The organism is Pseudomaricurvus alcaniphilus (genome assembly GCF_011440395.1).
GTDB lineage: Bacteria > Pseudomonadota > Gammaproteobacteria > Pseudomonadales > Cellvibrionaceae > Pseudomaricurvus > Pseudomaricurvus alcaniphilus.
In genome coordinates, this window is sequence record NZ_JAAOIX010000003.1 from 13,933 (window position 1) to 34,322 (window position 20,390).

Below are 20,390 nucleotides of genomic sequence, written 5' to 3' on the forward strand. Positions count from 1 at the left end.
GTTGCGGCGGGCTGGTTGCAGAGTATACTGCCGGCCAACCTGCGCTCTTGCGCGGCAGCCGGAATCATCATAATAATCATGTCCAGAGATTCAGACAGGGCCAACGCCACTCCATTGTTGCGGCAGCGCGATCAAGCCCGGCGCCAATGGCATTGGTTGCTGCTGCTTGGCCTGCCACTCGGGGTTGCCGTGGTTGCATTGGCGATAATGCTACCCCTGTTGCAGCCGTCGCTGGCCAGTTTTCTCAGCTCACACCTGCCCTACAGTCTGCTGGGTATCTGCGGTGCAATTTTTGCCAATACCACCGGCGCCGGTGGCGGGGTAGTGTTTATCCCGGCCTTTTCCCAGTTGCAGTTCAGCGATGCCCAGGCGGTGGCGACCAGCTTCGCCATACAGTGCTTCGGCATGACCGCCGGGGCCGTGTGCTGGACTCGCCACGCCCGTGCGCTGCGGCAAAATTCCGTGGTTAAAGCTACCGGTTGGCAGGCGTTTACCGCGCTGGTGCTGGTGTGCAGTGTCGCCTCGTGCCTGGGGATCTGGAGTTTGTACACCGACCTGGCCCCCCACAGCGGTTCCCTGAAGCACAATTTCAGCCTGTTTTCCGTCGTGCTGGGGCTGTTGTTGCTGGCCAGTCTCAGCCTGCGTTTGCCCATTGTGCCGGCGCGCAGGTTGTTGCCACTGGACTGGCTGGCGCTGCTGGCGATCAGTCTCGGCGGCGGTTGGCTGACCGCTTCCCTGTCGGTGGGGGTGGGGGAGCTGGTGGCCACCTACCTGATTTTGCGGCGTTTTGAAATCACTTTGGCGGTCGCCGTGGCGGTGTGTGTATCCGCTGTTACCGTGTGGGCGGCACTGCCCCAGCACCTGTTGTTCAAGCCGGAGATCGCCTGGCATGTGGTGCTGTTTGCCGGCCCCGGTGCGCTGCTGGGTGGCCTGCTGGCGCGGCGTATCGCCTGCTGGTTGCCGGTGCGCAAATTAAAGCTGTTGTTTGCCTGCTGGGTGTTGCTGACCGGACTGCTGGGGTTGCTGGCCGGCTAGTTCGCCGCTCAGCCGCAGTTAACTGACTGTCCGCAAAGTGCTGCAAAAAGTATTCGTCGAAAAAGGTATACCGTTGCGGCAAAGCGCTACGAAATAGCGATAGCAATGCCCATAGCAAGCAGCTGCAGCAATCCCTGTTCGGGAAAAAGCAGCAGCAAAAACCGCAGGCAAAAAAGAGCCGGCTTAACGCCGGCTAAGACTTACAGGATGGAAACTAAATGCTCGTAGGTAACAATTAAGGCTGGTTTGCCTGCCAGACCCGGCCGTACTGCCGGGTCAGCTCTGCCAGGCGCGCCATAGGCAGGCGCTCAAACTCGGCCTGGGTCATGCGCCAGCCCCAGTTACCGGTGTTGACGGCGGGGTCATTGATGCGCGCATCGGCACCCAATACCAGCAAATCCTGGGCCGTGACAATGGCGATGTCGGCTCGTGACGACAAGGTCAGCGCCAGCAGTTGATCGACGATGGTGTCAATATCGTCGCCCTCGTTGGCGTCGATAAAGCGTAGCAGCGAGGCCCGGGTCTGCGGGTCGGCCTGTTCATACCAGGCGCGGCCGGTGGTGTTGTCGTGAGTGCCCAGGTAGACCAGCGCCGCCTGCGGGTGTTTGTCCGGCAGGTAGGGGTTGTCGTCGTTATCGCTGAAGGCGAACTGCAGAATCAGCATGCCGGGCAACTGGTAGTGATCCTTCACCTCCACCACATCCGGGGTAATGATGCCGAGGTCTTCCACCACCACCGGAAAGTGCGGGTAGGCGGCCTTTAGACAGTCGAAAAATTCGTAAGCGGGCACGTCCTGCCAGCTGCCGTTGATGGCGGTTGGCTCGCCGGCGGGCACCTCCCAGTATTGCACCAGGCCGCGAAAGTGGTCGATACGGACGATATCGAAACGCTGGAACAAACCGCCCATGCGCTCAACCCACCATTGGTAGTTGGTGGCCTGCAGGCGCTCCCAGTTGTAGACCGGGTTGTTCCAGAGCTGGCCGGTCGCACTGAAGTAATCCGGCGGCACCCCGGACACCGCTACCGGGCGCTGGTTCTGGTCCAGTTTGAACAGTTCGGCATTGGCCCAGACATCGGCACTCTCGTAGCTGACGTAGATGGGCATATCGCCAAACACCACCAGGCCAAGGCTGTTGCAGTAGGATTTGAGTCGCGTCCACTGGCAATCGAAAAAATATTGCAGCACTTTCTGCACCCGAATTGGCTCGGCCAACTGCTGCCGCGCCTGCTCCAGCGCCGCCGGGTCGCGCTGCCGCAAGGGCGCGGGCCAATCGGCCCAGGAGGCGGCTTGCTGCTGTTGCTGGAGGGCGGTAAACAGGCTGAAGTCGTCCAGCCAGGCGGATTCCCGCGCGCAGAAACTGTGGAAGTCCGGTTGCAGCTCAGCCGCGGCCAGGAATCGGGCCGCAGCCAGCTCCAGCATTGCCAGCTTGAACTTGCGCACCCGCGCAAAGGCCACCTGGGTGGGTGGCAAGTCGGCGGGCACCTCAATTTCAGCGCCTTGCAGCAGACCCTGCTGCAGCAATTGCCGCAAATCGATCAGCAGTGGATTGCCGGCAAAGGCCGAGCTGCTGAAATAGGGCGACTCGCCGGACTGGGGATTGGATGGATTGAGCGGCAGCATTTGCCAGTATTTTTGCCCGGCGGCCTGCAGTTGGTCGGCGAACTCATAGGCCGCCGTGCCCATATCACCAATACCGTGGGCAGAGGGCAGGCAGGACAGGTGCAGCAGTACGCCGCTGGCGCGGCCGCTGAGCAGTTGCTCCGGATTCAGTCCCGACCTTGCCGGGGTTGCTGTGTTGTTTGAACCAAGTGTCATGTTATTAGATTTCCTGCGGGTTAATGATAGGTGAAATGGCGAACTATCGCTCTTTGGGTGCTCGCGGTCTCTAAAGCCTCGGTGGTGCCATTGGCTGCCGTTCAATGCCACAGCAGTCATGTGCTTGCACGTGAGCCTACTCTATGCTGATTAGGAATTTTCTCAATCTGTTCCATACCTATTCATTGCCTGTTGCGCAGCGCTGCAAACCTGAATACGTATGCCTTGCCTTGTTGCAGAATCAAGCGTTTGTGTAGTCTGGACTGCGTAACGATAAGCGCCACACTGCGCTGCCGGAACCTGCAGGTCATTGGTTTTGGACCAGCGGCAGCAATGGTTGCCACTGAGCATTCAGTGGGGCGATGGCGGTAAAATAGAATAATTGGGTTCAGCCGATGAAAAATACGATATCCTGCTCTTGTGGCAAGCATTTTTGCCCTGCGAATAACGACTCTTGCCCTGTCAAGAACGTCTTTTACCCCGTTATTAACAAAATAGGGGTCCCGAAAACCCCAGTTTGGGAGTCTTGTAAAATGTTGGTCCTGTTGTGCACGAACTGGTTGCTGGCCGGCCAGTTGTTGGGCCGAAGTCGCGCATCGTGAGACTTTCTAACGAGGTTGTCGCTGACCTGTTTCGAAGCAGCCGGGTCAATCTGGAGCGATTCGTCCAGAGAAGGCTGCCAGATAATGAGTCGGCGAAGGATATTGCCCAGGATGCGTTCCTGCGTCTGCTGCGCTTTAACAAGGCAGATCAGGTCGATAATCCGGAGGCCTATCTGTTTCGAATTGCTGCAAATCTTATCAGTGAATATTGGTCCAATAAGACCGCGAGAATGCCAATGTCAGGTGAAGTTGATGATTTTGATCTTGTAGGCGACGATGAGCAGTCTCTGGACACGGTGGTGGAGAAGCAGCAACAATTTGACGAGTTACAAAAAGCGCTTGAGCATTTGCCTGAGATCCAAAAAAATGTGTTATTACTGCACCGGCAGCAGGGTTTTACCTACGATGAAATTGCGGCCAAATTGGGTATATCAAGGGATATGGTCAAAAAGCATCTGTCCAAGGCCCTGGTGCGTTGCCGGGATTACCTGATGCTTACCCAGGGAAACTGATGTGGAATTGGCGTGGTAGAGAGCAGCACCAAGCAAACCAATCCTGTAGCGGCAGAGGCGGCTGAATGGTTTGTCACTTTGCGCGATGATATGCCGTTGCCGGAAGTTGAGCGCACTACTCAGGAGCAAGCCTTTCTCGCATGGCTGCAGCGCTCGCCGCAGCATGTGCATGAGTATCTGGAAATAACCAGAATCTGGGGCGATGCCGGCGAGCTGAAAGTACCCAGCCAGCTGGATATAGCGGGTCTTGTGGCGCAATCGGATACTAACGACGACCGGGTTGTCGGGGGCACTACTGCGGCGGTTGCGCAGGCTGCTAACGCAACACCAGCAGAAGGGCGCAAGCCCGTCGCAGACACATACGCCATCCATTCCATGACAGACGCTAAATTAGGCGGCTTGAAGCGAGTTATCTATCCCCTTTACGCACTGGCTGCGGGCCTGCTGCTATTCACTGTTGCAACAACGTTTATGACCGAGAAGCCGCAAACCTATACCACCGGGTTGGGGGAGCAGCGCACCCTGATGCTGGATGACGGTTCAACGGTGATTATGAACACCAGTACGGAGTTGCTGGTGCAACTCGATAACAACCTGCGGCGGGTAGAGTTGCGCCGTGGAGAAGCTTTGTTTGAGGTCGAGTCCCAGGTCAGTCGACCATTTGTGGTAGAAATGGATGTTGGTAGCGGCAGGGCGACGGTGGTGGTGACCGGGACCAAATTCAATGTTCACAAACAACCCCAGCAGGCGTCTGTAAGCTTGCTGGAGGGCAATGTTATGCTGGCGCCTCGAAGTTACCAGCGGTCAATTGTCCTGCCGCCCGAGGCAGAGGTGTCAGCTGACGGCGGCTCTGAAGGTCTCACTGCGATGCAGGCGGGGGTGAACTTGCGAGCTGGCCAGCGGGCGTTGCTGGTGAGCAGAGAGCAAGCTGGCAGTGCTGCTCAGGGCAACAGTGGCGGCCTGGGTATAGAAGTCACGGACAACCTGCCGGTCAAGCAAATGTTGGCCTGGACCGAGGGCAAGCTGGTTTTTGATCAGCAGACTCTGGCGGCCATAACCGAGGAGTTTAATCGTTACAACAGTCGAAAACTGAAAGTCGATAGCCCGACACTGGCGGCGATTGAGTTGAGCGGCGTGTTCGATAGCAAGGATCCCAATTCATTGCTGGAATATCTGCTGAAAGTGCGCGATATTACGATAGAAGTGGGTTCGGATGGCACGCGTATAATTAGAGATAAGCCCGCTTCAAAATAGTCGCTTCGGCTATAAAGGAAAATCGGTGTAACTATTTGTAATTTATAGATATAGCTGGTTGTAATTTATAGATATAGCCAGCTTCTGGATCGTTTAGCGTTAGTTGTAATCAGGCATAGTAAAGTGGCTCTAACCAAACGTCGCGATTGCGGTCGATTCCAGCTGCAGGGTTATTGATTTTTCTGTTGCAATTCGACTGGAGCAATATAATCATTGAGGGGGGCTTTTCTCTTTTAATTTTTGCGCCGAGGCAAGTGATTTTCTCAGCTTAAACAGAATCCTCGGAACCTTGTAGTGAAGAAATCAAGCACATTTACCCGGCTGCTTTTTAGCCTGATGCTGGCATTGGGATGTTCGTTATCGGCGGCAGTGACTGAGGAATTGCCTTCTGCCGAGATCGGCGCACAACCCCTTGCCCGGGCTCTGCGCGCGTTTGCCGAGCAGTTTGATGTGCAAATTGTCTACGCTGCGGAACTGGTGCTGGGGAAACAGTCAGCGACAGCTCGCTGGTCGCTGCAAGACCCGGGTGTAACGGCACTGGATGTGTTACAGCTGTTATTGGCGGATACCGGGCTCGAATACCTGTTGGTCAATAAAAATACTATAGCCCTTCGCAGAGTGATCCGCCCCCCCGCGGAATCTGCAGCGCCCCAAGTCGGTGGTACAGCACCGTCATCACAACAAATAATCGAGAATATTATAGTCACCGGTGTCGGCGGCAATGGTTGGCAGACCCGGTTTGATGCCTCTTATGCGATCAGCGCTATAGAGTCTCAGGCCATAGAAAAGCGGGCTCCGAGAGGGTTGGCGGAGGTGCTGGCGGAAGTCCCGGGGATGTTTGTGGAAAGTTCCGGCGGGGTGCTGGGCAACAACGTTTATTTTCGTGGCCTGCCAAACGACAATTTTCGTTACGTGCGGATTCTGGAAGATGGCCTGCCGACTTTCGAAGAGGGCGCAGGGACTTTTACCAATGCCGATATCTTCAGCCGAATCGATGATACCGTCAAAAACATTGAAATCGTGCGCAGCAGTTCAGCGGCGGTGACCGCATCCAATTCTCCCGGCAGCACAGTAAATATCATTACCCGTAAAGGTACTGTAGCGCCAAAAGGCCAGTTGACACTGGGTATGGGTGAGCATGACTTATACCGCGTGGATTTCCAGTTTTCCGGGCCTGTGACAGAGAATTTGCTTTATCACGTGGGCGGGTTTCAATTGTCGGATGGTGGTACCCGGGATCCGGGCTTTAACGCCAACAGCGGCGGGCAGGTCCGCGCCGGCCTGAATCTGGCGCTGGGTGAGAGTGATGTATACCTGGGTTTCAAACGCATTTCCGACACCAGTACCTTTTACCCGGCGCTGCCGATGGCGAGCAGTCGGCGCGGTCTTGCCGGGCTGGATCCGGGCACGGGATCCATGGTCTCGCAGGAGTTCTCGAACCTGTCTATTTATGATGGCATTGGCAACAAGACCGGTATTTTTGACGTCTCCGATGGTGTGCAAACTCGGGTCAATACCCTGGATTTCTTTTTAGACCGAACGCTGGGCGATTGGCAGCTGAGTAATAAATTACGGCATGTGTCGGGGCACGTGGATTTCAATGCGGTTTTTTCGGGAAGTAATAACTTTGAAGATTTGGATGATGAATTGCTCGCCCTGCAGGCGGAGGCGCCGGCTACGGCAGCGCTTCGGTTCAGCTACCTGAATGGTGACGGGGCCCTGCTGCGCCGTGAACAGTTGCCTAACGGGATCCTGGTTGATCAAGGTATTTGGCAGAGTGTGGTAGAGCTCGATAACCTGATCAATGATTTCCGGTTGGTAAGGCGAGCGGTTCGCGCAGACGGCAGCAGTAATGAAGTCACGCTGGGTCTGTATTACAGCCAGTTTGATCAGGCGCAGGCGTGGAATTGGCAGTCGATTATCAGCGAGGCGAGGCACCGGCCGAGGTTGCTGGACCTGGTCGGCGTCGACAGCAGCGGCCAGCAGACCATTAAGTACACCGATCAGGGTATTTGGAATCATCACAGCAATTTGCAGAAATTCGAGGATGATGTGGTTCACAAGGCGTTGTACTTTATCGATACCTGGCAATTGGACGAAGCCTGGCGCATGGATTTTGGCCTGCGTTACCAGCGTGTCAGCAAACAGGGTAAAGTGGCCCTGACGGAAGAGATAAATCTCGGTGACCCCGCAACCCTTGCCGATAACGTCGTCGCAGTTTTTACTGGCGAGCAGCGACGCTATCGGTTCGCGGATGACGAATTGGCCTGGACTCTCGGGCTAAATTACCGCAGCAGTACGCAGCTTTCGCTGTTTGCACGCTACAGCGAGGCCTTTCGGTTTACCCCTGCGTTTGCCCAGTGGTTCTCTTGCTGCCAGCCAACCGAATCAGGCATTACCTTGCTGGAGCTGGGGCTTAAATACAGCGAGAGTCTCCATTCCGCCTATCTGGTGGTGTTTGCCAACGACTTACCTCGCATTGCCGTTTCCAACCAAAGGGTCGATGCACAGGGCAATATAGTGACGGAAACAGCGGATGCAGCCGCGCAAGCACTGGGGCTGGAGTGGGAGCTGGCATGGCATCCGCAGAATTTTCTGGAACTGCAGTTTAGCGGGTTCTACCAGTCGATTCAGTACGCAGATTTCGCCAGAACCGGGGGCGCGGCGGGCGGTGGCTTGTCTCTGGCGCGGGGGTTCGATGGCAACCAGATCCTGCGCCAGCCCAGGTCGGTGATGACCCTGAGGCCGGTGTGGTATTTCGGTGAAAACAATCATCAGTTGTTTGCCGCATTCCACTATACCGGGCTGCGATACGCGGATGCGGCCAATTCCATAAAGCTTCCGGCCTACTCCACACTCGATATGGGCTTGCTGTTTAATCTAACTGACAGCAGTCAAGTGCAATTACTGGCGACGAATTTGACCGATGAAATTGGTATCACCGAAGGTGCGCCAAGAAGGGGGGCTATAGAGTCTTCAGTGTCAAATATTTTCTACGGGCGGCCAATCTTTGGTCGCGATGTTCGGCTGTCCTTGCGGCTAACGTTTTAGCCGGCCCAGTGGATATTCCCGCTCAAACCTGCCGCCCATTCTTAATCTGGAAGGGGCAATTAATCCGTAAAGGGACAATTAATCCGTGAAGGGACAATCAATTATTGAAGGGACAATCAATCCGTGAAGGGGTAATTGCCTAATGTGCTCCAGAATTTGAATGACACAGTCACTTTCCTCATTTTTTTGCATATTGGGGGTCCCTAAATAATTCAAATAAGCGTCTAGAGGGGAGGTGTTGATGTATTTATGACATCTGTTTGATCCCATGCAGGTTTGGCCGAGGGGCTAATAATAAATTTAATTGAAGCGGTTATTGTTTTTGCGACCAGTTGCAGGCGCACGAGACTGTCAGCCGGGAACAAAATAATAAGTACTCTCTGGAGAACAATCTATGCTGCATAAATTCAGACCCAAGCCTATCTGCCTTGCAGTTGCCTTGGCTGCCACTGCCTCTGGTGTGGCGGTGGCCCAGGATCAGGTCCTGGAAGAAGTGGTGGTATCCGGTATCCGCGGCAGTTTGATGCGAGCCCAGGCGGTATAAATGGACAGCTCGTCCATTGTCGAAGCCATCTCTGCCGAAGACATCGGCAAACTGGCGGATTCCAGTATTGCCGAGTCGCTGGCGCGTTTGCCCGGTTTGGCCGGTGAGCGGCGCAATGGCCGCACCAGTGGTCTATCGGTGCGCGGCTTTAAGGAAGATTATGTCGGTACCACCATGAACGGTCGCGAGTTGCTGGGTATCGGCGACAACCGCGGTGTCGAATACGACCTCTACCCATCTGAAATTATGAGTGGCGCAGTAGTCTACAAGTCTCCGGACGCCACCCTGGCACAGATGGGTATTGGTGGTACGGTTGACCTGCGCACCGCGCGGCCACTGGATTCGGCGCCGACGATCACCATCAACGCCAGTTATGAAATGAACGGCGAGCAATCCAACAACCCCGACTTCGACGATACCGGACATCGCGCGGCGTTGAGTTTCTCCCAGCGTTTTGCCGATGACACTATCGGTGTGGCGCTGGCGCTGGCGACCACCGAATCTCCCACCCAGGAAGAGCGCAACGGTCTCTGGGGCTACACCCAGAACCCGTCGTTCGGCAACAATTTCACGCCGGATGGCATGGATACCGCAGTCCGCTCGACACTGCTGGAGCGCGATACAGCCGCACTGGTATTGCAATTCCGCCCCAATGAGAAGCTGGACATCAAGCTGGATGCGCTCTACATCGACTTTGCCGATACCGGTATTTCCCGCGGCTTTATCGAAGCCCTGCCCACCGCCACCGCCGACACCATAGCCAATGGCGCGGTGACGGCTGGCACGACCGCAGGCTTTCACTCGGTGATTCGCTCGGATCCATTGGAAAAACTCGGTGAACTGAAAAGCTTCGGGGCGAATTTTGATTATCAGCTGGCCGATACCGTGGTAGTGAAGATGGATGTTGCCCACAGCGAGACCACCAAAAATGATTTACGGGCCGAGAGTTACGCCGGTGTCGGCCGTGCCGGATTGTCGACCCAGGGTGACCCCACCACCCGTGAGTGGCAGCTCAACTCCAAGGGCTTGCTGTTTTCCAATAACAGCACCGACTTTGGCGATTTCGATATGATCAAGCTGGCCGGTCCCCAGGCCTGGGGTGGCAGCCTGGCGCCGATTGACGCGCTGCAGGAATCGGTCTCCGGTATTCCGGGCGTCGGTTTTGCCCAGGCCCAGGACGGCTTTGTCAACGAGGCGGTGTTTGAAGAAGAGCTGGATACCTTCCGTCTGGAAGCCGTGGTTGAGCTGAGCCACGACTACATCAAGTCGGTCAACTTCGGCGTGCAGTACTCCGATCGGTTTAAGTCCAAGGACAACACTGGCGCCTTTATCACCGCCAGCACCTGGCCACTGGACGGTGTTATTCCCGAGGAGTTCCGTGAAGGCGTCGCCGATTTGTCGTTTGCCGGGCTGGGCAATGTGGTGGCCTACGACGCACTTTCGATCCTGGACTCTGAAGCCTACCGCTATTGGGATGCCGCCAGCCTGGAGCCCGATCGCCTCGGTGACACCTACACCGTGAGCGAAGAGGTGCTGACGCTGTTTGCCAAGTTTGATTTCGAGACCGATATCCGCGGTGTCAATTTCTTTGGTAACTTCGGCATGCAGATGATCGATTCCGAACAGGAGTCCACGGGCTTCAATGCTCTCACCGGCCCCGATTTGCTGGTGCAGGCGGCCCCAATCAAGGATGGCGACAGCTACCGCCACTGGCTACCGAGCCTGAATATGAACTTTGATTTTGGCGACGGTCACATGGTACGGGCGGCGCTGGCGAAAGTTATCAGCCGGGCGCGCATCGATCACCTGGGCCCAGGTTCCTCCATCAAGTTCCGCAACAACATCTTCAACGTGTTGAGCACCGACCCGGAAGACAGCGCCTGGCAGGCGGTGTCGGGTAATGCCCAGTTGAAGCCGCTGGAAGCCAACCAGTTTGATATCTCCTACGACTGGTACTTCGAAGACGATGGCTACATTTCCGTGGGTTATTTCTACAAGGATCTGGTAAATTGGCACGCCAACGGTCGCGAGATCGTCGATTTCTCGCCGTTTTACATACCGGGCTTTCACCAGGCGGTGGACACCGTGCCAACTACCTGCTGACCCTGAACTACTCCTTCTAAGGAGGATTGCAGTAGTAAACCCCGCTGGCATTTGCCAGTGGGGTTTTGCTTCCATTAGTATCGGTAATACCCGTATCAATGCAAAGATGAATACAATGATAAAAAAAGTGGTTGTAGTCGGCGGTGGCACCGCGGGCTGGATGTCTGCAGCGCTGATGCAACGCGTGCTCGGCAAGCAAGTGACGATCGAACTGGTGGAGTCCGACGCCATTGGCATTGTCGGCGTGGGCGAAGCCACTATCCCGCCAATTCAGCAAGTGAATGCGGTATTGGGTATCGATGAGGCCGAATTCCTGCGCGCTACCAAAGCGACCGTCAAGTTGGCCATCAAGTTTGACAACTGGCGAGTGCCCGGTGAAAGTTATTATCACACTTTTGGCGTGCCCGGGAGAAGCCATGCATTTTGTGATTTCCACCACTACTGGCGCCGTGCGGAAAAGCTTGGCTTGCACAGCAATTTGTGGGACTACGATCTTAATTATCTCTGCTGTGAGCAGGGAGTATTTGCCAAGTTACAAGTCAAGGACCCCATCTGGGATGTCCCTTACGCCTACCATTTTGATTCCGGCCTGTACGGGCAATTCCTGCGCAAAATCAGCGAGGCCAACGGTGTCAAACGCACCGAGGGCATGATTGATAATGTCAGCATAGACCCCGATTCAGGTTTTGTTACCTCCCTGTTACTGCGCGATGGTCGCCAGGTTGAGGGCGATTTCTTTATCGATTGCTCCGGTTTTCGCGGCTTGCTGATACAGAAGTTTCTCGGTACCGGTTACGAAGACTGGAGCCATTGGCTGCCCTGTGACAAGGCTATCGCCGTGCCGTCGGAGCGCTTTGAAAAAACCCTGCCCTATACTCGGTCGATAGCTCATAGCGCCGGTTGGCAGTGGCGTATCCCGCTGCAGCATCGCAATGGCAACGGCCTGGTCTACAGCAGCAATCACTACAGCGACGACGAAGCCGCCAGTATACTGCTGGCGAACCTGGATTCCCCCGCGCTGGGTGAGCCGAAAATGATACCGTTTCGCACCGGAAGGGCCCGCAAACAGTGGCATCGCAACGTCTGTGCCGTCGGCTTGGCCAGCGGTTTTCTGGAACCGCTGGAATCCACCAGCATCTACCTGGTGCAGTCGGCTATTGTGCGGCTGATCAAGCTGTTCCCGCACCAGGGCGTCAGCGACAAACTGGTGACCGAGTACAATGAGCAGGCGCGGATCGAATACGAGACCATCCGCGATTTCATAATCCTTCACTATCACGTTAATGAACGCAACGACAGCCAGTTCTGGCGTGATTTAAGGAGCATGGATGTGCCGCCGCGCTTGCGCGATAAGATCGACCTGTTTCGAGCCAACGGCCTGTTGTTCCAGGACCAGCTGGATATTTTCAAGGATGCCTCCTGGCTGCAGGTTATGTTGGGGCAGGGCATAGTGCCGGAGGATTACCACCCGCTGGCCGATGAACCCGGTGAGCAACAGCTGCAAGAAATGCTGGCCAAGATGGCGGCAAGCAAGCGCCAGCCGCTAGCAAAGTTGCCGCAACACGATGAATTTTTACGTATGTATTGCGGGGCCGGGCAATGAGCCAGGCACCGCACCGGATTGTCATTCTCGGCGGCGGTACCGCCGGCTGGATGGCGGCTAACCTGTTCGCCAACAAGTGGCGCGAGGAGCAGGTAAGCATCAGCCTGGTTGAGTCACCCGATGTCGGAATTATTGGTGTGGGGGAAGGCTCCACTCCCACCCTGAAACGATTCTTCCAAATGCTCGATATTGATGACAAGGAGTGGATGCCACGCTGCAACGCCACCTACAAAGTCAATATTCGCTTCGAGGGTTGGAGTCCTGCCTCCGGGCGGCAAAGTTACAGCCACCCGTTCATATCGCAACTCGATGGCTTTACGCAAAACGATTTCATCATGAACTGCTTGAATCGCCGGCACGGACTCAATGTGCATACGCAGCCCGACGACTTTTTCATTAACGGCGTACTGGCGCAACAGCTTAAAGGCCCACAAACACCGGCAAATTTTCCCTTTCGAATGGAGTATGGCTATCACTTTGATTCCGGGATGCTGGGCAAGTACCTGGCTGAGCGGGCTGTCGAACAGGGTGTGGAGCACATTCAAACCAGGATCGTCGATGTCGAAAAGGCTGCTAGCGGTGATATTGCGGCGCTGACCAACGCCGCCGGAGAGAAGATCGAAGGCGATTTTTTTATCGACTGCTCCGGCTTTGCCTCGGTGCTAATGCAAAAAGCCCTCCGGGTAAAATTCAACAGCTATAAAGACAATTTGTTTAACGATGCCGCTGTGGTCATGCCCACTCCCATTACTGCAAACGTGCCGGTTGAAACCCTGTCCTGTGCACTTTCCAACGGCTGGTGCTGGAAGATTCCGCTGACCAATCGCTATGGCAATGGCTACGTCTACAGCTCGGACTTTATTAGTGCCGATGCCGCAGAAACGGAGCTGAGAACAGTATTGGGTAGTCTGGAAAGTGAGCAGCCGGCACGCCACCTGAAAATGAAGGTTGGCCAACTTGAGAAACACTGGCACCGCAACTGCCTGGGTCTCGGTTTGTCGCAAGGCTTTATCGAGCCTCTCGAGGCCACTGCGCTGCACCTGGTGCAAATCTGTATTGAACTGTTTATCGGCATTTACGAGCGGGAAAAGTTCACCGCTGCAGGCAGGGACGAGTTCAACAATAAAATGACCGGGAGGTTTGAGCGGGTGAGGGATTATATCGTTGCCCACTATAAGCTCAATACCCGCGATGACAGCGAATACTGGAAAGCCAACCGGGATAACAAGGTGCTTTCCGATTCGCTGCTGCATATATTGGATACCTGGTTTCGAATTGGCGATGTCAGCAAAGAAATTGAAAGGCAAAAGATTGAATCAAATTTTAATTCGCTGTCGTGGCATTGCTTATTATCCGGCTATGGTGCTTATCCTCCGCTGGTGCAAAAGCAGCTGGATAAAGTCGATTTTTTCAAGGACCATAAAGTCGAGCAGTTTCTCCAGGGTTGCAGCCTGAATTTCAGCTCGCATCAAGAAAATCTGGCCAATGTCCGGTGATCGCATTGCAAGTCGGCGAACCGGAAGTTCGCAAGTCTCCGGGCATGTCGTTGGTGGCTTTACTTACTGCCTGGATTTAGTGGCGGCCATAGTCGCGAGAATAAATGCACTATTAATGAGAGCTTGAAGAAATGAAAAGAAAACTGGGATTAGCAGCCACGACTCATGGACGTAAATTAATTTCTGGTTTACCGGGCTTACTGTGCCTGTCCGTGGTCGCGGCATTCGTACCCGCCCCCGGCCTCGCTAATCACAGCAGTCAACCCGGGAGCGTGGCCCTGGTCGGCGACTTGCAATCCGAACTGGGCTGTTCTGGCGACTGGCAACCCGAGTGCTTAAATACCGTGCTCGATCTCGAAGACAGCGATCAGGTATGGCAGGCAAGCTTTGTCCTGGCGGCGGGCAACTGGGAATACAAAGCGGCACTGAACGGCAATTGGGATGAAAACTATGGCCGCCACGCCGATCGCAACGGCGCTAATATCCCGTTAAACCTCAACGCTCCGGCAGCGGTCAAGTTCTACTACGACCACCGTAGCCACTGGATTACAGACGACCACAATTCGATCATCGCCACTGCGCCGGGCAGTTACCAGTCGGAATTGGGTTGTCCAGGCGACTGGCAGCCGGAATGCCTGCAGTCCTGGCTGCAAGATGCGGACGGTGATGGTATCTACAGCTTTGCCACCACCGCGATTCCCGCCGGTAACTACACAGTCAAAGTAGCCCACAACGAGAGCTGGGATGAAAACTACGGCGCTGGCGGCGCGCGCAACGGCGCTGATATTGCCTTCTCGGTCCCGGAGAATGGCGACCTGGTGGTCTTCAGCTACGATCCGGTCAGCCACCTGCTGAGCATCGGTGGCGATCTGCCGGTGGGCAATATCGCCGAGGCCAAAGCCTACTGGCTGACGGCAGATACCCTGGCCTGGGACGTACCGGCGGATAGCACTGTGCAATTACACTTCAGCGCCAGCGCCGGCCTGGCAGTCACGCCGGGCGGGTTGACGGGCGGTGACGCCATTTCGCTGACTCGCGACGGCGTGGTCGACGGCGCCAGCGCCAGAAAATTCCGTCACCTTGCCGGCTTGCCGGTGTACCGCATTGGCGCCGGCGACCTGGACCTGGTGCCGCAGATTCTGAAATCCCAGTTTGCCGTCGCCGCAACCGACACGGCTGGTGATGCAGTGGCCGCCACCGGCGTGCAACCGCCCGGTGTGCTGGATGATCTCTACGCCTACGACGGTGAACTCGGTGTCAGCTTTGCCGGCGCCGTGCCCGGCATTCGCGTCTGGGCGCCCACCGCCCGCTCGGTGCGGCTGCACCTGTTTGACGATTCCAACGGCGCTGCCAGCGCCATTCTGCCCATGCATTGGGACGCCGTTACCGGTACCTGGTCGATCGAGGGAGACGCCGACTGGAATCGCAAATACTACCTGTTTGAAGTCGAGGTCTACGCCCGTAATAGCGGGCAGATTGTCACCAACCTGGTCACGGACCCCTATTCCCTGAGTCTTTCCATGGACAGCCGGCGCAGCCAGATTGTCAACCTGGAGGATGCCGACCTCAAGCCTCCCCGCTGGGACCGCTTGCGCAAATCCGATCTCGAAGCTCCGGAGGATGCGGCGATCTACGAATTGCACGTGCGGGATTTCAGTATTGGCGATAAATCGGTGCCGGAAGCCCTGCGCGGCACCTTTGCCGCCTTTAACCTGCGGCACAGTCGCGGCATTCAGCACTTGCGGAGGCTGTCCCGGTCAGGGCTCTCCCATGTGCATTTGCTGCCGGCTTTTGACTGCGCCACCATTCCGGAAGCGCGCAGCTTGCAGTTGACCACGGGGGATCTGGGAGGCTTCGCGCCGGATTCAACCGAACAGCAGGCGGCGGTGGAAACCATTCGCAGCCAGGACGGGTTCAACTGGTGTTATGACCCCTACCATTACACGGCCCCCGAGGGCAGTTATGCCACCGACCCCGACGGCGTCACCCGCATCCGTGAATTCCGGGAGATGGTGGCAGGGTTGAACCGAATCGGCTTGCGGGTGGTCATGGACGTGGTTTACAACCATACCAGCGGCAGTCTGCAGGGAGAAAAGTCGGTGCTGGACAAGATCGTGCCCGATTACTACCACCGATTAAACGCCGCTGGCGTTATCGAGACGAGCAGTTGCTGTGCCAACACCGCCACCGAGCACTACATGATGGAAAAGCTCATGCTCGACTCGCTGCGCACCTGGACCACAGCCTATAAAGTCGATGGCTTTCGGTTCGATATTATGGGTCATCACACCAGGGCCAATATCGAAAAAGCCAGGGACATGCTGCAAGCGTTGACAGCTGCTGAGGACGGTGTCGACGGTGCGAGTATCTACCTCTATGGCGAAGGTTGGAATTTTGGCGAAGTGGCCAACGATGCCCGCTTTGTCCAGGCAACCCAGATCAATATGGGCGACCAGACCGGGGTCGGTTCCTTTAACGACCGCTTGCGGGATGGCGTTCGCGGTGGTGGCCCCTTTGATTCCGGGATCGATCACGTGCGTACCCAGGGATTTATCAATGGCCTGTACACTGATCCCAATGCCGAGAATTCGGGCAGTTGGGAAGAGCGGCAGAAACTGCTAGGCCTCACTGACTGGATTCGCATTGGCCTTGCCGGCAGCTTGCGCGACTTCGCGTTTATCGATGCCCGGGGCAACATGACCAGAGGCTCTGAGCTTCCCTATTTGGGGCAGGGCGGTGCCGGCTATACCAGCGACCCCCAGGAAGTCATTAACTACGCTGCCGCACACGACAACGAGACACTGTTTGACATCAGTCAATACAAGCTGCCTGTCACCACCAGCAGCGCCGATCGGGTGCGGGTGGTCAACCTGGCGAACAGCATTATTGCCCTCAGCCAGGGCGTTCCGTTGTTCCACGCCGGACAGGATATGTTGCGCTCCAAGTCCCTGGACCGCAACAGTTACGACTCGGGTGACTGGTTCAATATGCTCGACTGGACCTACGGCGTCAATGGTTGGGGCCGCGGCTTGCCACCGGAGCGGGACAACGCCAATAACTGGCCGGTGGCTGCACCTTTGCTGGCCGATCCAGACATGGGTGTGGATGTGAGGGATATCCGCCGCGCGGCCAGGCACTTGCGCGAAATGTTGCAGATCCGCAGCAGTTCCGGCTTGTTTCGCCTGCGAACGGCAGCGGATGTCATCGACCAGCTGGCGTTCCACAATACCGGTCCGGACCAGATTCCCGGACTTATTGTCATGAGCCTGGGCGGTGGCAATGGCATTGAAATTGTCGTCTTATTCAACGCCAACGCTCAAGGGCGGGGATTTTATTTCCCGGCCGGCGATGGCGACGCTGGATTTAAACTCCACCCGGTGCAGGAGAAATCCCATGACCGAGTGGTGAGAAGGGCCCGATTTGATTCGCACTCGAGAGTGTTTTATGTGCCAGCGCGAACCACAGCTGTTTTTGTGGCGAAGCAGCACACTGTGAAAAGTCCATAGCGGTCAGTTAACGGCCTGTTAACAAGGAGACAATGAGTACATGAAAGAAATTGGTTCGCCGACAATGCTATTGGGTTTGAACGGGCAGCAGCAATAGGAGCGAATGCTGATGGTTTCCCATAAAATTGATTGCGAGGATTTCTATCAGTGTGCCGGAGTCCGGCAGCTATTACATGTGCTCGATTTGATTCCGGATAGTTTGGTCTGGATCAAAGATTCGGAAAGCAGGATTATCTTTGCCAATCAGTATTTCCTGGAACAGGTGGGCATTGATTCTCTCGATCTTGTCATCGGGCTTAACGATTTTGATTTTGCCCCAAGGGATATCGCCGAGCAATTTATTGCCGATGATAAACGCGTACTGCAAGGCGCGGAGGTAAACGAGCGGCTGGAGTTGAATGTTCTGAAATCTGGCGATTTATGTTGGTTCCTTACATCCAAGCGTCCCATCTACGACAGTAATAACCGAATTCTTGGTACCTATGGAATTTCCCGGCATCTCGAAAAAATATCTTATTCCCTGAAAGCCCTCGATCAACTGCGTGTGCCTATCGATTATATTCGAAAATACTATATGACCCAGATTCAAATTCAGGATCTGGCGGCCATATCCCATCTGTCAGTAAGTGCGCTCGAACGACGTTTCAATAAGTTTCTGAAAAAATCGCCAAAGCGGTTTATCAATGAAATTCGCCTGCAGAACGCTCGCCGCTTGTTGGTCGAGACCTTAGTGCCGATTTCGATTGTCGCCAATGAAAGCGGATTCGATGATCCGGCCTATTTCAGTCGACAATTTTGCAAACATTTTGGCGAATCCCCCTCTGCATACAGGGAGCGGGCAACGTCCCCGTGACGTGGTACAGGGTCCGGATTCATGCTTGATGTAATTGATTGTTGTTACTGGCGGCTGCGCCTATCCCCGTTCGGCTAATACGCCATCTAACAATTAACCGGGCACAGGGGGATTTCTCATTTATCCAGCAATCGCTGATTTTGTCCAAGTCTGCTCAGATTAAATACTAATGGTGAATGGGAGGCGTCGGTATAATGCAATCGATTTCAGTAATTTTGTGCCAGAAATTGTGCACACATTAACGGATTGCAGTGCTCTATTCTTCGGCGCTTATCCTGCGTCGCTGAGTACAACAATATAATGTTGAGATGCTAATAATGATAAATGATTCTGTAACTTACGATGCTATTGTAATCGGCAGTGGCATAAGCGGAGGTTGGGCTGCGAAGGAGCTTTGCGAAAAGGGCTTGACCACATTAGTGCTCGAGCGCGGGCGCAAGGTCGAGCATATAAAAGACTATCACACCGCCATGATGGATCCCTGGGATTTTAAACACCGCAGCTATAACACTCCCGAAGAGTTGGCCAGACAACCCAAGCAAGCCAGAACCGGTTTTGTCACCCGGCCGGAAGGCAAGCATTGGTTCGTGGATGATGTCGATCACCCCTATAACGAAGATAAGCGTTTTGATTGGATACGCGGTTACCACGTAGGTGGCAGATCCATAACCTGGGGGCGGCAAAGTTATCGCATGAGCGAAATGGACTTTGAGGCGAACCTGAAGGATGGTATTGCGGTAGACTGGCCAGTGCGTTACAAGGATATAGAGCCGTGGTACGACTATGTGGAAACTCATATTGGCGTGAGTGGGCAGAATATGGGTTTGCCGCACCTGCCGGATGGCAAATTGTTACCGCCAATGCCTTTGAATTGTGTTGAGGAGCATTTGGCCAGTAGTATCAGTAAGAATTATAAAGGCCGACTGTTAATGCCGGGACGAGCCGCCCATATTACCGGTGATAAAGTTTTTAAAGGCAGGGTGAAATGCCAGTTCAGAGATCGCTGCATCAGAGGTTGTCCATTTGGCGCATATTTCAGTAGCCTGTCTTCGACGCTCCCCTATGCAGCAGAAACCGGCAAAATGACGTTGCGGCCCAATTCCATTGTGCACTCGATTATTTATGATGAGCGGCAAGGCAAGGCAACAGGGGTCAGGGTAATAGATACCGAAACCAAAGAGACCTTTGAGTTTTTTGCCAAGGTCATTTTCTGCTGCGCTTCGGCCATCGCGTCTGCCAGTATTCTACTCAATTCCCGGTCTGACCGCTTCCCCAACGGTATGGGCAATGATAGCGGTGAATTGGGTCACAATATAATGGATCACCACCATCGTGTGGGTGCCTCGGGAACGATTGATGGTTTCGAAGAAAAGTACTACAAAGGCCGCAAGCCCTGCAGTGTTTATGTTCCAAGGTTCAGGAACTTGCCTGGCCAAACTGAGAAAGTTGATTTCATCAGGGGTTATGGTTACCAGGGCAGCGCCAGTCGGGAAAATTGGGAAAGGAGTATCCCGGAATTATCCATAGGGCTCAATCTTAAAGAGCAACTTACCCGCCCCGGTCCCTGGAAAATGGGGCTTTCCGGCTTCGGTGAGGTGCTTCCCCATCACGACAATAAAATGTACCTTGACTATAAACGCACCGATCAATGGGGGCTGCCTACGGTCACCTTTGATTGTGAACTCAAAGACAACGAACTAAAAATGAGAATGGACATGCGCGCCAGTGCTGAAGAAATGTTGACTGTGGCGGGCTTTAAAAATGTAGAAAGTTTTGACGATGGCTCACCGCTCGGGGTGGGCATTCATGAAATGGGTACGGCGCGGATGGGACGGGATCCTAACACGTCGGTACTGAATGGCCACAACCAGGTCCATAGTGTGCCCAATGTATTTGTCACCGATGGCGCTTTTATGACCTCCGCCGCCTGTCAAAACCCATCGCTTAGTTACATGGCGTTCACGGCCAGGGCGGCAGATTATGCTGTAGCACAGCTGAAGAAAGGGGCGTTGTAG

General features: G+C 55.0%; 12 protein-coding genes. 11 read left to right on the plus strand and 1 reads right to left on the minus strand.

Going from position 1 to position 20,390, the window contains the following annotated elements; all coding sequences use genetic code 11:
• Window positions 1-78: 78 nt before the first annotated feature.
• Window positions 79-1,035, plus strand: coding sequence for a TSUP family transporter (locus tag G8764_RS08570; RefSeq protein ID WP_166164177.1), 957 nt, complete (start codon window positions 79-81; stop codon window positions 1,033-1,035).
• Window positions 1,036-1,270: 235 nt separating this feature from the next.
• On the opposite strand, the gene malQ is transcribed toward G8764_RS08570, so the two are convergent.
• The gene (malQ, locus tag G8764_RS08575) at window positions 1,271-2,851 is read right to left on the minus strand and encodes a 4-alpha-glucanotransferase (protein ID WP_166164178.1); all 1,581 of its coding nucleotides are present in this window, start codon (window positions 2,849-2,851) and stop codon (window positions 1,271-1,273) included.
• A 547-nt stretch (window positions 2,852-3,398) separates the two neighbouring features.
• On the opposite strand from malQ, the gene G8764_RS08580 reads away from it, so the two are divergent.
• From G8764_RS08580 to G8764_RS08625, 10 genes are all read left to right on the plus strand, one after another.
• Window positions 3,399-3,965, plus strand: coding sequence for a sigma-70 family RNA polymerase sigma factor (locus G8764_RS08580; protein WP_166164180.1), 567 nt, complete (start codon window positions 3,399-3,401; stop codon window positions 3,963-3,965).
• 12 nt (window positions 3,966-3,977) lie between these two features.
• A complete protein-coding gene (locus G8764_RS22925; protein ID WP_166164182.1) occupies window positions 3,978-5,219 on the plus strand; it encodes a FecR domain-containing protein in 1,242 nt (413 codons plus the stop codon).
• Between the two features lie 294 nt (window positions 5,220-5,513).
• Window positions 5,514-8,270 carry a TonB-dependent receptor domain-containing protein gene (locus G8764_RS08590; RefSeq protein WP_166164183.1) on the plus strand — a complete coding sequence of 919 codons (2,757 nt, stop codon included), beginning with the start codon at window positions 5,514-5,516 and terminating at the stop codon, window positions 8,268-8,270.
• A 394-nt stretch (window positions 8,271-8,664) separates the two neighbouring features.
• Window positions 8,665-8,814, plus strand: coding sequence for a hypothetical protein (locus G8764_RS08595; protein ID WP_166164185.1), 150 nt, complete (start codon window positions 8,665-8,667; stop codon window positions 8,812-8,814).
• Window positions 8,815-10,917, plus strand: coding sequence for a TonB-dependent receptor (locus tag G8764_RS08600; protein ID WP_166164187.1), 2,103 nt, complete (start codon window positions 8,815-8,817; stop codon window positions 10,915-10,917).
• A gap of 115 nt (window positions 10,918-11,032) precedes the next feature.
• Window positions 11,033-12,520: a tryptophan halogenase family protein gene (locus G8764_RS08605; RefSeq protein ID WP_341806341.1), complete on the plus strand. Its 1,488-nt coding sequence runs from the start codon at window positions 11,033-11,035 to the stop codon at window positions 12,518-12,520.
• The gene (locus G8764_RS08610) at window positions 12,517-14,016 is read left to right on the plus strand and encodes a tryptophan halogenase family protein (RefSeq protein ID WP_166164190.1); all 1,500 of its coding nucleotides are present in this window, start codon (window positions 12,517-12,519) and stop codon (window positions 14,014-14,016) included. Before G8764_RS08605 ends, G8764_RS08610 begins: the two co-directional genes overlap by 4 nt.
• 131 nt (window positions 14,017-14,147) lie before the next feature.
• Window positions 14,148-17,522: a pullulanase-type alpha-1,6-glucosidase gene (gene pulA / locus G8764_RS08615; RefSeq protein ID WP_166164192.1), complete on the plus strand. Its 3,375-nt coding sequence runs from the start codon at window positions 14,148-14,150 to the stop codon at window positions 17,520-17,522.
• Between the two features lie 103 nt (window positions 17,523-17,625).
• Window positions 17,626-18,375, plus strand: coding sequence for a helix-turn-helix domain-containing protein (locus G8764_RS08620; protein WP_166164193.1), 750 nt, complete (start codon window positions 17,626-17,628; stop codon window positions 18,373-18,375).
• A gap of 317 nt (window positions 18,376-18,692) precedes the next feature.
• Window positions 18,693-20,390 carry a GMC oxidoreductase gene (locus G8764_RS08625; protein ID WP_166164195.1) on the plus strand — a complete coding sequence of 566 codons (1,698 nt, stop codon included), beginning with the start codon at window positions 18,693-18,695 and terminating at the stop codon, window positions 20,388-20,390.

Bases quoted from the DNA above. Each gene is read 5' to 3' on its own strand.
- G8764_RS08605 (WP_341806341.1), top strand. From the start codon at position 11,033: ATGATAAAAAAAGTGGTTGTAGTCGGCGGTGGCACCGCGGGCTGGATG.
- G8764_RS08625 (WP_166164195.1), top strand. From the start codon at position 18,693: ATGATAAATGATTCTGTAACTTACGATGCTATTGTAATCGGCAGTGGC.
- G8764_RS08595 (WP_166164185.1), top strand. From the start codon at position 8,665: ATGCTGCATAAATTCAGACCCAAGCCTATCTGCCTTGCAGTTGCCTTG.
- G8764_RS08620 (WP_166164193.1), top strand. From the start codon at position 17,626: ATGCTGATGGTTTCCCATAAAATTGATTGCGAGGATTTCTATCAGTGT.
- malQ (WP_166164178.1), bottom strand. From the start codon at position 2,851: ATGACACTTGGTTCAAACAACACAGCAACCCCGGCAAGGTCGGGACTG.
- G8764_RS08570 (WP_166164177.1), top strand. From the start codon at position 79: ATGTCCAGAGATTCAGACAGGGCCAACGCCACTCCATTGTTGCGGCAG.
- G8764_RS08600 (WP_166164187.1), top strand. From the start codon at position 8,815: ATGGACAGCTCGTCCATTGTCGAAGCCATCTCTGCCGAAGACATCGGC.
- G8764_RS08610 (WP_166164190.1), top strand. From the start codon at position 12,517: ATGAGCCAGGCACCGCACCGGATTGTCATTCTCGGCGGCGGTACCGCC.
- pulA (WP_166164192.1), top strand. From the start codon at position 14,148: ATGAAAAGAAAACTGGGATTAGCAGCCACGACTCATGGACGTAAATTA.